The 13,701-nt window shown below is 58.5% G+C and carries 10 protein-coding genes; 8 read left to right on the forward strand and 2 right to left on the reverse strand.

Going from position 1 to position 13,701, the window contains the following annotated elements; translation table 11 throughout:
- Window positions 1-99: 99 nt before the first annotated feature.
- Window positions 100-828 (forward strand): hypothetical protein, encoded by a 729-nt coding sequence (locus ACNKH6_RS02865; RefSeq protein WP_417914040.1) that lies wholly within the window; start codon window positions 100-102, stop codon window positions 826-828.
- Between the two features lie 12 nt (window positions 829-840).
- Here the strand turns inward: ACNKH6_RS02865 and hrpA are convergent, their stop codons facing one another.
- Window positions 841-4,665, reverse strand: a complete 3,825-nt coding sequence (gene hrpA / locus ACNKH6_RS02870) for an ATP-dependent RNA helicase HrpA (RefSeq protein WP_417914041.1) — start codon at window positions 4,663-4,665, stop codon at window positions 841-843.
- On the opposite strand from hrpA, the gene ACNKH6_RS02875 reads away from it, so the two are divergent.
- Window positions 4,664-5,050, forward strand: a complete 387-nt coding sequence (locus ACNKH6_RS02875; RefSeq protein ID WP_417914042.1) for a type II toxin-antitoxin system HicA family toxin — start codon at window positions 4,664-4,666, stop codon at window positions 5,048-5,050. The genes hrpA and ACNKH6_RS02875 overlap by 2 nt on opposite strands.
- On the forward strand, window positions 5,047-5,382 hold the full coding sequence (locus ACNKH6_RS02880; RefSeq protein ID WP_417914043.1) for a type II toxin-antitoxin system HicB family antitoxin: 336 nt from the start codon (window positions 5,047-5,049) through the stop codon (window positions 5,380-5,382). Before ACNKH6_RS02875 ends, ACNKH6_RS02880 begins: the two co-directional genes overlap by 4 nt.
- Here the strand turns inward: ACNKH6_RS02880 and ACNKH6_RS02885 are convergent.
- Window positions 5,373-5,534: a hypothetical protein gene (locus tag ACNKH6_RS02885; protein ID WP_417914044.1), complete on the reverse strand. Its 162-nt coding sequence runs from the start codon at window positions 5,532-5,534 to the stop codon at window positions 5,373-5,375. The two genes, ACNKH6_RS02880 and ACNKH6_RS02885, sit on opposite strands and share 10 nt — an antisense overlap.
- Before the next feature lie 238 nt (window positions 5,535-5,772).
- On the opposite strand from ACNKH6_RS02885, the gene ACNKH6_RS02890 reads away from it, so the two are divergent.
- The 5 genes from ACNKH6_RS02890 (at window position 5,773) to ACNKH6_RS02910 (ending at window position 13,628) form a co-directional block, all read left to right on the forward strand.
- Window positions 5,773-6,030 (forward strand): hypothetical protein, encoded by a 258-nt coding sequence (locus tag ACNKH6_RS02890; protein WP_417914045.1) that lies wholly within the window; start codon window positions 5,773-5,775, stop codon window positions 6,028-6,030.
- A gap of 22 nt (window positions 6,031-6,052) precedes the next feature.
- Complete coding sequence (locus ACNKH6_RS02895) at window positions 6,053-6,274, forward strand: hypothetical protein (protein WP_417914046.1); 222 nt, start codon at window positions 6,053-6,055, stop codon at window positions 6,272-6,274.
- A gap of 93 nt (window positions 6,275-6,367) precedes the next feature.
- Complete coding sequence (locus ACNKH6_RS02900) at window positions 6,368-6,619, forward strand: hypothetical protein (RefSeq protein ID WP_417914047.1); 252 nt, start codon at window positions 6,368-6,370, stop codon at window positions 6,617-6,619.
- A 336-nt stretch (window positions 6,620-6,955) separates the two neighbouring features.
- Window positions 6,956-8,578 carry a fatty acid CoA ligase family protein gene (locus ACNKH6_RS02905; protein ID WP_417914048.1) on the forward strand — a complete coding sequence of 541 codons (1,623 nt, stop codon included), beginning with the start codon at window positions 6,956-6,958 and terminating at the stop codon, window positions 8,576-8,578.
- An 85-nt stretch (window positions 8,579-8,663) separates the two neighbouring features.
- Window positions 8,664-13,628, forward strand: coding sequence for a DUF748 domain-containing protein (locus ACNKH6_RS02910; RefSeq protein ID WP_417914049.1), 4,965 nt, complete (start codon window positions 8,664-8,666; stop codon window positions 13,626-13,628).
- The last annotated feature ends 73 nt before the right edge of the window (window positions 13,629-13,701 follow it).

Consider the following 13,701-nt stretch of genomic DNA (forward strand, 5'->3'; position numbering starts at 1 on the left):
CAATCTCCTTCAAGTCAAACCACGAGGTGAGATACGTTATACTGATCAGCAGTGCAATATATGCGGGAGCAATGGAATATATCTTGGAAATAATCTTGAATGTGGAAAGTTATTTCCGCAACTTTTTGCCGAAATTGTGAAAAATTAACTGTTATTAATGATGAAATGAATTACGCATTGAATAGTGAAGCTATATTTCTTCCTATTTTAAGGCAAAAACTAATGCAGGAGCCAACGCTGAAGGAAAGAGTCAGAGAAACCATCCCTTGTTCAGAATGTGGCGAGCCAACATATACTTTTGATAAAGACCTTGGTTTTGTCGAGCCGTATGATAATTACTGGACAGTATGCGTCAACCCAGCATGTTCATGGCCAGGAAAACATTCTGAGGAGAAAGGGCTGTATTATGAATGTTTGGATAAAAACTACGAAAAAAAATTAAAAAAGAATATTAAAAAAACATCTAATTGCCCAGAATGTGGCAAGGCGATGTACACTTTTGATAAAAAAGCGGGATTAGTTGAGCCATACGATGGATATTATACAGTGTGCATCAACAAGTTATGTTCACGATCAAAGAACAATAGAAATAAATTGATCAGGATATGGTCTCCAGCGCATGAAATAAGACAGATGCTGGTAACAGAAGCGGCTGAAGTTGTTGTTAACCGTATCAAAAGGAACAAATTTTTGGTTTTAAAAATTAAATCTGCACTTAAAGCTATGGGAGAAGAAGCGTTAGATAATATGATTGATCATCCTGCGGCAAAAGTCGTTATTGCTGGCGTAAAGGCTTTTATAGAAGCTGATAACGACGATAATCCATAACTACAAATTGTTTCACTCCACCCTCCGACACACCTCCTCGACCTGCTTCCTCTGCGCATCCAGCCGTTTTTCTGACACGGGAAATGCGGTGCCGATTTCCGGGGCAAAGACCGAGACCTTGAATTCTTCCACCATGCGCCGGAACAGGGCCAGCTCCTCGCGGCAGGGAGGGCAGCGCGGGCCGCTGTTCTCCTGCGTCAGCCGCCGTAGCTGCTCGAGAAACGGCTGCACCCGCTTGGCTTTTTCAGCATCCTTCAGCGGAGCGTGCTCGGCCCGCTCAATGCGCTTGGCCAGGGCAAGCAGCCAGCGTTTGCGCTCGGCCAGCTCCGCCAAGGGCAGCGCGGCGAGGAAATCCTGCGGCATCAGGCCCTCAAGCAGCTGCTGATATTCGGCAAAACGGACATGTCCGCCGCCAAGATTGCCGCTGCGCTGGCGGCTCTGCGTCAGCACGGTCTGCACCTGCCGCCGCACTGCGAGCAAGTCCACAATCTGGTTGAGCAGGGCACGTGCCTGCCGCAGCAATCCCTGCTCCTTCAGGGCGGCGACCGTGGCGGCAAACTGCACCTTGCTCGGCAGGCCATCTAAATTGTCCAACTGAAACAAGCGGTCAAGGACAGCGGCACGCAGCAGCTCGTTGGCCGCTGCTGCACCGCCCTTCAAGCCCAGCGAGAGCCACGAAGCCGTCTGCCCGGCCACTGCCGCCTTGCACTCCCTGCTTATCGCCGGAATATCGCCCGGAAACTGGAGTCCGAAGAGGAAGCGCAGCCCGGCGCGGTTGAGCTGCCGCGCCTGCTCCGGGTCAGGGATGTAGCGGAGTGCGACGCTCTGCGGCTGGCCGTTCTTTTCCTCAAGAAAAAGCGCAGGATGATGCAGCCCGGTCATGCGTTTCTGGCTGTCATGAACCGGCATGGGCGCGGGCGGCGTGTCAAACTCCCAGCTCGTGAGGCCCTTGCTTGATGGCAGATGTGCGCCGCTGCTGGCCGGGGCGTTGCCTTTCACGCTGGCTGTTTTCGGCAAGATGCACTGCTGCGCCAGCTCTTGGAAACTGCGCGTGCAGAGCACAGGCTGTCCCTGCTCGTCGCACAAGCGGAAACGCATCCGCAGATGCTGCGGCAAAGCGTCGAGCTGCCAATCCGCCCGCGTCACGGTCATCTGAAAGCGGCGGAGTATCGCCTGCTCCAAGGCGGGATAGAGCGAGCCATGCCCGACGCTGAGGCTGTCCAAAATGGCATCCGCCGCGTCCGGCAGCGGCACAAGCTGGCGGCGCAGACGCTTGGGCAGGCTGCGCAGCAAGGCAAGCACCTTCTCCGGCAGCAGGCCCGGCACCAGCCATTCAAACAGCGCGGGCGAGAGGGCCGCGCAGCAGGACGCGGGGATGTCCACGGTCACGCCGTCGTCCTCCTGCCCCGGCTGGAAGGAGTAGTGCAGCTTCAGGCGGCCCTGCGGCGTGTGCAGGGTCTCAGGAAAGCGGTAGAGCGCCTCGCTGTCGGGCTGGTTGCGGCAGACATCCTCCTCTTTCATGCGCAGAAAAGCGTCCGCCTCCGCGCCCGGCTGCCTGGCCTTGTCGCGGAGAAAGCGGTTGAGGGTGAAGCGGTCATAAACCAGGCCAAGCCGCTGCTCGTAGAAGTCATATTGGGCCTGCTCGTCAACAAGCATTCCGCGCCGCCGCAGCCGTTCCTCCAGCTCCTCCAGCCGCCGCAGCAAGTCGAGATTGTGCTGCAAAAAGGGATACGCGCCTTCCAGCTCGCCAGCAAGCAGCGCGTCGCGGATGAAGATGGTCCGCGCCTCCTCAGCCGCCTGCTGGCTGATGCGCCCGTAGTTCACCTTGCGGTCGGCAGCGATGATCAGGCCGAAGAGCGAGACCTTTTCAAGGGCGACCACCTGCCCGGCCTTCTTCTCCCAGTGCGGGTCAGAGTACGACCGCTTGCACAAGTCACCGCCGAGGCGTTCCAGCCAGGCCACGTCTATGGTCGCGGCCATGCGGGCAAAGAGCTGCGAAGTCTGAACAAAGTCTGTCGCCACCAGCCACTGGCCGCCCTTGTTGTACAGGGTGGAGCCGGGGAAAATCACCGCCTCGCGGTTGCCGCTGATGAGGTAGCTGTTCTTCTCCTTTTTCGTGGCGATGTTGCGCAGGAAACCGGCAGTGACCGCCTGATGCACCGCTTCCGGCGAGGCAGGCGCAGCCCCGTCCGCGCTCATCCGCATCAAGGCTGGGGCAAACTCCTCATGCTGGCTGATAATGCGCAGGATTTGCTCATGGATGTCGAACCACTCCCGCATTCGCTGCCAGGAGCAGAAGTTGGCGGTGCAGAAGCGGCGAAGTGCGGAGGATGTAGGGGCGCAGCATGCTGCGCCCCTACAGGCATCCCACAAATTCACCAGCGTCAACAGATCAGACCCCGGCGCGGCGAACTGCAAATGCACCTGCCGTGCCTTCTCCTTCTTCTCCGCCGGGACGATGCGCGGGTCTTGAATGGCCAAGGCCGCCGCGATGATGCTCACCTCGCGCAGCGAACCCAGGTCCGCGCTCTCAATGATCATCCCGGAAATACGCGGATCCAGCGGCAGCCGGGCCATGATCTTGCCGCGCTCGGTCAGGCGGTGTTCAGAAGTGAGCGCGCCCAATTCCCGCAGCGTCCGGTAGCCGTCGCTGATTGACTGCGCTGCGGGCGGATCAAGGAAAGGAAACTGGCTGGGCGGCGGCAGGTGCAGCGCGGTCATCTGGAGGATGACTTCGGCAAGGTTGGAGCGCAGCAGCTCCGGCAGGGTGAACTCTGGCCGCGAGAGGTAGTCCTCCTCGCTGTAAAGGCGGATGCAGCGTCCCGGCCCGACGCGCCCGCAGCGGCCTTTGCGCTGGTCGCAGCTCGCCCGCGAAACACGCGCCACCGGCAGGCTGGTGGTGCCGGAGCGCGGGCTGTAGCGCGAGATGCGGGCCAGGCCGGTGTCTATCACCGTCTCGATGCCCGGCACGGTGATGGAGGTCTCGGCCACGTTGGTGGCGACAATGATCTTGCGCTGCTGCGCGGGCAGAAAGATGCGCCGCTGCTCGCCGCCTTGCAGACGGCCAAAGAGCGGCAATACCAGCGCTTGGCCCTCAAGCTGCTTCTTGAGCGCATCCGTGGTTTCAAGGATGTCACGCTCGGTGGGCATGAAAACGAGAATGTCGCCGCCCGGCCTGCTCATCACCCGCCGCACCTGCTCGATGACTAATTCGCTGACATCTTTGACTTCATCATCTTCCTCAGAAGCAGAACCCGGCGGACAGTATTCGATGCTGACCGGATAGGTGCGACCCTCCACCCGCACTATCGGCGCATCGCCAAAATGCCTGCTGAACTTCTCCGTATCTATCGTGGCGGATGAAATGATCAGCTTCAAATCGCTGCGGCGGGCCAGCACTTGGTGCAAGTAGCCAAGGAGGAAGTCTATGTTCAGGCTGCGCTCATGCGCTTCGTCAATGATCAGGGTGTCATAACGGCGCAGGTCGCGGTCGCCCTGCGTCTCGGCCAGCAAAACGCCGTCGGTCATGAACTTGATCTTGTTCTGCGGGCCGGTGCGGTCGCTGAAGCGGATCTTGCAGCCGACCAGCTCCGGCGCGGCCAGCTCCTCCTGCACGCGCTCGGCCACTGAAATGGCGGCAATGCGGCGGGGCTGGGTGCAGCCGATCAGACTCCTGCCAGCAGCCCGGCCTGCCTCCAGGCACATCTTGGGCAATTGCGTCGTTTTGCCGGAGCCGGTGTCGCCCGCGACAACCACGACTTGATGCTGCTGAACCGCCTGGATGATCGCATCCTTGGCGGCGGAGATGGGGAGGTTGGGTGGGTAGGTTATGCGCATGATGCTGCCACTATACGGCGTTCCGGCGTTGAAGGCAAAGGGAATGCGCAGGCTGCTGTTTCCTGACAGCGCATTGCTCTGCAATCATATCTTGATTGCATTCTCTGCTGCAGCCTGCTATCATTCAAGCACGAAAGCCAAGCACCAGAAGACCTTGACCGCCATTTTCGCAGAACCAGTCAACGGCAACATCGAATGGGAGAAAATTGAATCCCTCTTCATCGCTCTTGGCTGCCGAAAGATTGAGGGCGCAGGCTCCAGCGTCACCTTTGAGCGGGACGGCATCAGGGCGTATTTCCACCGGCCTCATCCGGCCAAAGCGGCCTTGCGCTACCGCATTAAAGATGCCCGCGATTTTCTGACCAAATTGGGAGAGAAACCATGAGCAGCAGCTTGAACTACAAAGGCTATTTCGCCAAGGTGGAGTTTGATGCCGAAGACCGCATCTTCACTGGGCGCATCATCGGCATCCGCGATGTGGTCGGCTTTCACGGCGAATCGGTCGCTGAACTGGAGGCCGCTTTTCACGAGGCGGTGGACAATTACCTTGCCGCCTGCAAAGAGCTGGGGCAGGTGCCTTGCAAGCCGTATTCCGGCAACCTGATGCTGAGAATTCCGGCAGAGATTCACGCGGCAGTGGCCGCTGCCGCCGAGGCCAGCGGCAAGAGCATCAATCAATGGGCCGCTGCGGTGCTGGCGAAGGCTGCTCATGTCTGAGCAGCTTTTTCGTCATTCATCTTTTCCGGCAGTTCATCGCCGAGCAAAGGCGGCTTGGCGGGCACACTGTCAAGGATGCTTTTAAACGCGGCTTTGGCCGTCCGCTGCTCAGTGGCAAGCTCTGCGTTTACGATGCTTGTCTGCGCTGACATAAGCACAGGCTACCGCAGGCAGTATCGGCTGTCAAGATGCCAAGCAAGGAAAGGCAAGGTGCTGGCGGAGCAACCTGAACAGATTTGCAGCACCCACCAGCATAGGGGGGGGTGGTGAATTATGAGTGATAAAGCTGAAGATTCTCAGAAAGATATTGAATTTATTATGAAATAAATATAATATCTGAAAGGCTCAGTCTTGCTTTGATGTCCGTTGCCAGTTTTCCGCAAGGAACGGATGCGGGCTGAAATCATTTTGATATTTTTTAAAATTATGAAGAAGAAAGCTGTTCAATGCCAGGAATGCGGCTCTTTGAATATTGTAAGAAACTATTGTAAGAAACGATTCCACAGCAAATGGAAAGAAAAAATTTCTGATGCGGAATGGCGGATAGCTGACAGGATTCTTTTTGAAAAAATATCCATGGCAGGAATTGCTGGAGCAGTCTCAATCTCAAAAAGATGGCTCCAGGACTATGTTAAAAAAACGCAATGAAGTCATAAAGCAGACTTTCCAGATGTCAGGAAAATGGAAAATATTCATAGAGGCTGACGAAATGCTGACGTTTGCCAGAAGCAAGGAGAACGGCACATGGATGTGGCTTGCTGCCGGGAGGAGAACAGGTCTTGCAGCCAGATGTCATGTCGGAAAAAGAGATGATGCCGGAGCTGCCGCCCTGTGGGACTCCCTTTCTGAAGGGAGCATTGTCGTTCTCGAGAAGCATAGAGAACTTAACTGAATCTGTATGGATATTTATTCATAATCATAATGAGCGTTTTAATTTCATTGATAACTCACGGTTCACTATTATCTCCTGCCGGAAGTGCCGTTTATGGAGACCAAAGCATATAATGCCTATAATGTTGAAGATGAACTTGAACAGTCATATATTCACTTGAATCCTGTCAGGAAGAATAATTCGAAAAGAAAACAGGAGTCATTTACAGGAGATGGAGTCAAGTTTATCAGAAAATGTACCGAATTGGCATTCAGCGTCATTGCGCAATGTTTTACAATGCATATTCATGCTGTCACCTATGGTGGATTTAAATTGAAGATTTTTTCTTTTATCTTATGGCATTGAAAAAAAACAATGTTACAGGCACAATTTTTGTTATATATTAAAATAAACAAAATCATGCAAGCAGAGCATTTTATCGGAGAATTATTATAAACATCGTGTTTATTTCCCCTTTCTTCTTCTAAAGAAGAAGAATTTGCTTTCCCCTTCATCTTTTTTGAAAAAAAAGATGAAGAGAATCGAACTCGTCAGCAAACAGTCCTGTCATCGCAATGAATTTATTGGTTTCCCCAGAAAGTTCCGTGTAATTTGTCATTTTTATGTCCTCTTCGCCTGTTTGCTTTTTTGGGCCTTAAATTTTAAAATATTGCAACCTGAAATTCGACATAGTGTCTATTCATGACCAACTGCAACATTGGCGCGGCCCTGCATGAGTCGGCGGCGGCGCGGCCTGACGCGCTCGCGCTGGTCACGGGCCGGAACGGGCAGTACACGCAGCAGAGCTTCCGCGAGCTGCTGGCCACAAGCTGCCGCTATGCCAATGCCTTGCAAGGGCAGGGCGTGGAGCGCGGCCAGCGGGTGATGCTCATGGTCCGGCCCTCGATGGACTTCATCGCCCTCACCTTTGCCCTCTTCCAGCTCGGCGCGGTGGTGATCCTCATCGATCCGGGCATGGGCTGGCGCAACCTGCTCCGCTGCATCGGCGCGGTCAAACCGGAGGCGCTGATCGGCATACCGGCGGCGCAGCTCTTCTCGCGCATCTTCTCCGGGCCGTTCAAAACTGTGCGGCGGCGCGTCTGCGTCGGGCCTTCTTTCGGCATCGGCGGCAGCACGCTGACAGCGGCCTGCAAGGGCATGAGCGCGGATTTCAGCCCCGCCGTGACCGCCGAGAACGAGCTTGCGGCGGTCATTTTCACCACCGGCTCGACCGGGCCGCCAAAGGGCGTGCAGTACACCCACGGCATCTTCTTCCATCAGCTCAGACTGATACGCGACTATTACGGCATCGGGCCTGGCGACATCGACCAGCCCGGCTTTCCGCTCTTCGGCCTCTTTGCTGCGGCCCTCGGCGCTGCGGCGGTGATCCCGGACATGGATCCCACGCGGCCCGCGCAGGTTGACCCGGCCAAGTTCGTCCGTTCCATGCTCGACTGGCAGGTGACCTATTCCTTTGGCTCGCCGGCGATCTGGAACGTGGTCAGCCGCCACTGCCTTGCTGCGAAGATCACTCTCCCGGTCAGGAAAGTGCTGATGGCAGGCGCGCCCGTCTCCGGCGAGCTGATCAGTCGCGTGCAGAGCATCATGCCCGCAGGAGGCGTTGTCCATACGCCGTATGGCGCGACCGAGAGCCTGCCTTCGGTCTCCATCACCGGCGAGGAGATTCTGCGCGAGACATGGACGCAGACGCGCATCGGCAAAGGTGCCTGCGTGGGCAGGCCGCTGCCGGGCATGAGCGTGCGGGTCATCAAGGTGACAGACGGGCCGCTGCCGGACTGGAGCGCGGCAAAGGAGCTGTCTGCGGGCCATATCGGTGAAATCGTGGTCAAAGGGCCGGTGGTGACGCGGGCCTATGACGGCAACGAGCCTGAGACGCGGTTAGCCAAGATCAGCGACGGCGGCGGCTTCTGGCACCGCATGGGTGATGTCGGCTACATGGACGGGCAGGGCAGACTCTGGTTCTGCGGCCGCAAGGCCCACCGTGTGCTCACGCCCGCCGGGCCGATGCACACCATTTGCTGCGAGGCGATCTTCAACGAGCACCCGCTGGTGCTGCGCTCGGCCCTTGTCGGTGTGGGCAAAGTCGGCGAGCAGAAGCCGGTACTCATCGTAGAGCTGCGCGAGGCGGCCCCGGACGAGCGGCGGCTCTTTGCTGAACTGCGCGAGCTGGCTCTTGCCCATCCGCTTACTGCTGCGATTGAGACCTTCCTGATTCATCCGTCCTTTCCGGTAGATATCCGGCATAATGCCAAAATCTTCCGGGAGAAGCTGGCGGTTTGGGCTGCAGAGCGAGTCAGCGCATGAAGCGGGGCCTTCCTGCCGCTTGATTTCTTTGGGCAAGGCGGTACAATTCCTTGCACCGACCGACATGCACTCAGCGCAGCAGACTATGACCGACGAAAAAAAGCATCTTGCCCCGAAGCGGCCTGATTTTGGTGAAATACAGATCAGCCCAAACAGCGGCCCGCGTCCCCGCAGCAGCGCACAGCCAGAGCCTAAGCCCGCCAAACCGCCAAAGCCTGCTGCTCCGCCGCCGGAAAAAACCGAGCAGCGGAAAAAAGCTCCTCGCGCTGGCGGCAGACGCGGCCTTTTCCTGCTTATTCCGCCGCTGCTGCTGGCGGCACTTTTGCTTGCATGGCTGGCAGGAGCATTGTACATCCTGCCGCGCTACATCAAAGGGCCGCTGGCCGAGCGGCTGGGCCGTCAGTTAGGCAGGCCGGTGACTGTTGGCCAAGCCAGCATGTCGCCCTTCAGCTTTGACCTGCGCTTGAACGAGATCACGATCGGCCCTGCTGCTGACCACCCGGAAGAAGCGGAGCTGGCTCGGATTGAGTCTGCCGCCGCTCGGCTGCGTCCGCTGGCGCTGCTGCAAGGGCAGGCAGTTTTGGATGATCTTCAAGTTGACCGGCTGCGGGCCAATTTGCTCCGCCGCACAGACGGCAGCCTCAATCTGCTGCCGCCAGGGGCCAAGCTCTCCGGCGGACTCAGCTATTTTCCAGACTGGCTGAAGGTTGCAGGCTTCCAGCTCCACCGGAGCACCGCGCATTTTTTTGATCAGCCCAGCGGTAAAAAACATCTGCTGGAGCATATTGAATTGGTTCTGCCGCCTGCCGGACAGGGGCTTGAGCCGTCCCTGAGCGCGGTGGTCAACTCCAGCCCGCTGCAACTCACCGGCGGCAAGCAAGCGAGCGGTCAAGATACCCGCCTCACCCTCAAGCTGGATGAGCTTGATCCGCAGCAGTATCTCGGCTTGGTGCCGGGTTTAGCTGAAACCGTGGCCTTGAGCGCGGAGCGGACCGACGCGGTGCTGGAAATCATTCTGCAAGATGCGGGCAAAGGGCTGGCTGTGACCGGGTCTGTCACCTTTTCCGGTTTAGTAGCTCAGTCTGCTGATCATGAGGAGCGGCCTGAGCAGGCGTTCAAATTAGCCGCGCCCACCGCGCATGTCATCGTCCGTTTTAATCCAGCGCAGAAGCTCTGGACGGTTGAGGAACTGTTGCTGGATCAGTCGCAGTTAGATTTGCCGCCCAGCCAAGAAGCCTTGCTTGATGGGACAGAGCTGGCCGTCAAAGCCGCTGCCCTGCTCAATCCAGAACAGATTGGCTTGGCGGTGCGCAAGCTGTCCCTGAACAATGGCCGGGCCAAAAGCGGCAAAAAAGAATGGACAGCAGTGCAGGTCGAGCTGACCGGCTTTCAGAACAGCAAGGCGGCGGAACTGAGCAAGGAGACGGCGGCCTCTGTTCTGTCGTTGTCTGCCCTCAACGGCAGCAGCTCAATAGCCTTCAACGGCGCGCTGGCCCCAGCAGGCAATCTCAGCGGCAGCCTCAAGCTCCAGAACATGCGGGCGGATATGCTCCGTTCGTATCTGAGCGCGGAGGACAGCCTGTCTTTCAGCAAAGGCAGCGCGGACATCAGCGGCGAGCTGCGGCTGGAGCAGCAGGCGGAGGGCGGGCCGCTCGTCACGGTCAATAGCGGCACAGTTGTTGTGCAGGATTTTGCGGTGCAGCAGAAAAAAAATGTGCTGCTGGTGGCCAAGTCGCTGCATGGCGCGGACTGCCTTCTTGACGGCGCAGCCAAAAGCATAAGCTGCGGCACGGCAGTGCTGGACGGCGCAGATTTTGCTGACAGCAGCCTGCTCCTGCCCAGCGGCAAGAAAAGTAAACTGCGCTTTGCCTGCGGCAGCCTGGAGCTGAAAAATTCTGCCGCCAAGCTACCCTTCGGCCCGGCCATGCTGCCGCTCTCTGGCCTTAATCTGAGCCTGACTGCGGCAAAAGAGCAGCAGCCCGGCCAGATCAGCTTGGAAGGAACAGTCGGCAAAAAAGGCAAAGTGTCCCTCAGCGGCACAGCGGCTCCGGGCAAAGATGGCAGCCCATTGCTCTCCGGCAAACTGAATCTGCGAAGCAGCGGAGCAGAATTCCTCCAGCCCTGTCTCGGCGAGGGCCTCAGCATCACCCAAGGCAGTGCTGATCTGAGCGGCAACTTCACCCTGAACGGGCAGAATTTGAGCCTGTCCGGGGGCGCAATTGCCTTGCGTGATTTCATTCTTCAGCGCGAAGGCCGCCCGCTGCTTGCGGGTAAAATAGCCACCGGCGCAGACTGCGCCTTAGACAGCGGCAGCCGACGGATGAGCTGCGGCAGCATCACGCTGGATGGCGCGGATTTTGCGGATTCCGGCTTTTTCTTGGCTCCTGCTGGGACGCTGCGGATTGCGGCCAAGGCGGTGGAGCTGAAAAATTCCGCCGCCAAGCTCCCCTTGGGCGGTGCTGCGCTGCCGCTGGCCAATCTGAATATGAGCTTGAGCGGCCTGCCCGGCGAAATCAGCCTGAAAGCGGCGGCGGGCGCAGGCACGGTGGAGTTGAGTGGAACGGCAGCGCGGGAAGAAGCAGGCTTGGCTCTTGCTGGCACGCTGCACCTGAGCAATGTTGACGCGGACCTGCTGCAAGCCTATTTGGGCGAAGGACTTGCCTTCAGCAAAGGGAATGCTGATCTCAGCGGCACCTGCAAATTGAGCGGGCCGACCCTGAACCTCAGCGGCGGGACTGTGGCGGTGCGTGATTTCAACCTCCAGCGCGGCGGCATGGCCTTGCTCTCCGGCAAGACGGCTAGCGGCGCAGACTGCGCCTTGGACGACAGCAGCCAGCGGATGAATTGCGCCAAGGTCACATTGGATGGCACAGACTTTGCTGACACCGGCTTTTTCTTGGCTCCTGCCGGAAAATTGCGTGTTGCCGCCAATGCTGTCGAGCTGAAAAATGCCTCGGCTCGGCTGCTGCTGGGCGGGACAATTCTGCCGCTGTCCAGCCTGAACATGAGCTTGAGCGGCCTGCCCGGTCAAGTCAGCTTGACCGCTGCGGCAGGAGCTTTTGGCAAACTCGAACTCAACGGCACAGCGGCCAAAGAAGAGCCAGGCCTGAGCCTTGCTGGCAGCTTGACCCTGCGCAATGCCGAGGCCGCCTTGCTCAATCCGTATCTCGGCGATGAGCTGCACTTCAGCAAGGGCAGCGCGGAGATCAGCGGCGCAGGCCGTCTCAGCGCAGATGCCAGCGGAGCCAAACTGCATCTTTCCGGCGGAACTGTGGCGGTGCGCGACTTCAGCCTTCAGCGCGGCGATGAGGCCCTGCTCTCCGGCAAGACGGCCAGCGGCGCGGACTGCTTCCTGAATGGCCTGGCCCGCAACATGAGCTGCGGCAGGCTGACAGTTGAGCAGGGAGATTTTGCGGCGGACGCGCCCGGCTTTTTCTTCAAAGCAGCGGCAGGCAGCAGCCGCTTGTCAGCCAGCAGCGTTGACATCAGCAATTCATCGGCCTTGCTGCCAGTTGGCTCCGTCCTGCTGCCGCTTTCCGGTTTGCAGCTGCGTGTCACTGATCTAAACGGGCCGCAAGTGCCGCAGAACAACTTCCATTTTGCGGCAGCAGTCGGGCAAGGCAGCCTCAAGGCCGACGGCCAGCTTCGCAAGGATGGCGGCGGCACCGCAGCCCTGACAGCAGAACGGCTTGACCTCCGCCTTTTCGGCAAGGCAGCGGCCAGCCTTTTCCGCGATGAGCTGACCATCAAACAGGGCAGCCTGAGCGGCAAAGGGGAATTCCGCCTGCCAGAGGGTCGTTACAGCGGCAGCCTGAGCCTCGACAATGTTGCCGCCGCCAGCAGCCGGGGCGACAGCCTGAGCTGGCAGCAGGCCGCAGCGGACAAGGCTGCGTTCGTCTTTTCCCCTTTTGCTGCCGCTGCCGAGCAGCTCCGTATGCACGAACCACAGTTGCGGCTGACCGGAGCTGAAGGCAGTTTGCCTGCGGCCATGTTCGCGCTCCTCGCTGCGCCGCCCAACATCGCCTTGGATCAATGCCTGATCAGCAACGGCAGCCTCCAGCGCGGCGGCAGTAGTTTCAGCGGGGTGCAGGGAGAAATCAAACCGGTTAAAGCTGGAACCGCAGCGACATTTTCCTTCAACGGCACCATGAGCGGCAGTCCGTTCACAGCCAGCGGCACAGCGGAGAAGAGCGGCGCGGCCTTGGACAAACTGACAGTGGAGCGGCTGCCCTTAGACAACGCGGCCAAAGAGCTGGCCAAGCGGCTGGCCCTCGACAGCAGCCGGGGTCGTCTCAGCCGCACCGTCTCGACGAAAGATGACCGGCTGGATTTTTCCGGCTTCACACCTCAGCCGAAGTCAGACTACGCCCTTGCCTTGGCTGTGCTGACCGACAAGGACGGTGCTTTTTCCCTGCCGCTGCAAGCTCTGCCCCTGTCTGCCGCAGACGAGGCCATTGTCGCAGCCGCAGCGGAGATGCTGCAAAAATTGCGCGACACCCCGCCGTGGACGGTGCTGGAAAAGCTGGTGCCCAATCTGCCCAAGGCGGAGCGGATTGACTTTCTCCCTGGAGAAAAGCTGCCGGATTTCATGGAAGGCATGGACAGTTTCCGCACCCTCTTCAGCAGCCGTCCGCATCTTGGCTGGTCGGTGACAGGCTGCTATGATCAAGAAACCGACCGGAAGGCTCTGCTCGCTCAAGCCAAAAAAAGCGGCGATGAGAAGATTGAGGCGGAGAATGCCCGCCGGAAGCAGGAGCTGGATCGCCTCCTTGCCCAAGAGGTGCTGCGCCAGATGACCCTAAACAAGGCTGGTCTGCCGATCGTCAAAGACCTGCTGCCGGAAATCAAGGCCCGGCCTGATTTGCAGCCTCTGCCGCAGCCGCAGGACGAGCTGCCAGACAGTGCCCTGACCGATTTGGCCCGCGCCCGCGCTGAGGTGGTGCGTGATCATGTCGTCAGCAAGCTGGGCATTCCGGCAGAGCGGGTGCGCTTGGAAGAAAGTGCTTCCTGCGGCGCACGTACCGAGCTGAAGCTGCATCCGGTTTGGTGAAAATTCTATTAAGATGCAGGGGCGAAGAATTTTTCGCCCCTGCATCAAGCACCCCTTTTTTAACGTTATCTTT

The sequence above is a fragment of the Candidatus Electronema sp. JM genome (assembly GCF_048287415.1).
Taxonomy (GTDB): domain Bacteria; phylum Desulfobacterota; class Desulfobulbia; order Desulfobulbales; family Desulfobulbaceae; genus Electronema.

Excerpts from the sequence above, each read along its gene's own strand:
- ACNKH6_RS02865 (WP_417914040.1), top strand. The coding sequence starts at position 100 with ATGTGGAAAGTTATTTCCGCAACTTTTTGCCGAAATTGTGAAAAATTA.
- ACNKH6_RS02875 (WP_417914042.1), top strand. The coding sequence starts at position 4,664 with ATGATGCTGCCACTATACGGCGTTCCGGCGTTGAAGGCAAAGGGAATG.
- hrpA (WP_417914041.1), bottom strand. The coding sequence starts at position 4,665 with ATGCGCATAACCTACCCACCCAACCTCCCCATCTCCGCCGCCAAGGAT.
- ACNKH6_RS02880 (WP_417914043.1), top strand. The coding sequence starts at position 5,047 with ATGAGCAGCAGCTTGAACTACAAAGGCTATTTCGCCAAGGTGGAGTTT.
- ACNKH6_RS02885 (WP_417914044.1), bottom strand. The coding sequence starts at position 5,534 with ATGTCAGCGCAGACAAGCATCGTAAACGCAGAGCTTGCCACTGAGCAG.
- ACNKH6_RS02890 (WP_417914045.1), top strand. The coding sequence starts at position 5,773 with ATGCGGGCTGAAATCATTTTGATATTTTTTAAAATTATGAAGAAGAAA.
- ACNKH6_RS02895 (WP_417914046.1), top strand. The coding sequence starts at position 6,053 with ATGTCAGGAAAATGGAAAATATTCATAGAGGCTGACGAAATGCTGACG.
- ACNKH6_RS02900 (WP_417914047.1), top strand. The coding sequence starts at position 6,368 with ATGGAGACCAAAGCATATAATGCCTATAATGTTGAAGATGAACTTGAA.
- ACNKH6_RS02905 (WP_417914048.1), top strand. The coding sequence starts at position 6,956 with ATGACCAACTGCAACATTGGCGCGGCCCTGCATGAGTCGGCGGCGGCG.
- ACNKH6_RS02910 (WP_417914049.1), top strand. The coding sequence starts at position 8,664 with ATGACCGACGAAAAAAAGCATCTTGCCCCGAAGCGGCCTGATTTTGGT.